Below are 855 nucleotides of genomic sequence, written 5' to 3'. Positions count from 1 at the left end.
GTGGCCCCATAACTTTCGCTCCTGCGGATGGTCCCTTTTACCTTGCGGACAATTTCAGAATCGTAGTCCTCAGCAGTCTTTGCCTTGATTTCCTTGATGACCTCCCCAAAAATAGCGGTGTGTGATATGGCATTGGCCACCTCGGCAATCTTGAGTGCCTCATGGTCGGCAACAGCGATGTTACCTGAGGTCTGGTACACAATATGGACCTCATGTCCTTGAGAGACCAAGCGATCAAAGGTGCCTCCCATGGAAATCACATCATCATCCGGGTGTGGGCTGAAGATGATCACCCTTTTCTTGGCCGGTTCGGCACGTTCAGGTCGGTTGGTATCGTCCGCATGGGGCTTGCCCCCGGGCCAACCTGTAATGGTATGCTGCAACCTGTTGAATGTCTTGATATTGATCTCATAGGACGATTGCTCGGAGCTCAAAAGGTCTGACATGCCCATATCGTTATAGTCCTTGTCGGTCAATTGCAAAATGGGCTTGCCCTTTTCAATACTGAGCCAGACCACCGCTTTATGGGTAAGGTCCGGGGTCCAGTCGCAACTGCCCACCAACCATGGGGTGTCTATACGGGTGAGGTGTTGGGCCGCTTCCTTGTCCAGAACAAAAGTGGTATTGGCGTGTTCCTGCAAATAGGTGGCCGGCACCTCGGAGCTGATCTCCCCCTCCACGGTCTCCTTTACTATTTCTGACTTGTTCTGGCCCCAGGCCATGAGCACAATCCGCTTTGCCTTTTTGATGGTCCCGATCCCCATGGTGATGGCCTTTCTCGGTACATTTTCAAGGCCTTTGAAAGCTGGCGCGGCATCCACTCGGGTAATATGGTCCAAGGTGATGTCCCTAGTG

At 52.6% G+C, this 855-nt stretch carries 1 protein-coding gene; it reads right to left on the bottom strand.

Features of this window, described 5'->3' with window-relative positions:
- The coding region (locus tag FOT42_RS17915; RefSeq protein ID WP_192938447.1) for a PIG-L family deacetylase at window positions 1–855 on the bottom strand (855 nt) is incomplete at both ends.

It is taken from the genome of Flagellimonas hadalis, assembly GCF_007785775.2.
GTDB classification, from domain to species: domain Bacteria; phylum Bacteroidota; class Bacteroidia; order Flavobacteriales; family Flavobacteriaceae; genus Flagellimonas; species Flagellimonas hadalis.
The sequence above is the reverse complement of the archived record's forward strand: the minus strand, read 5'-3'. Positions and strand labels throughout refer to the sequence as shown.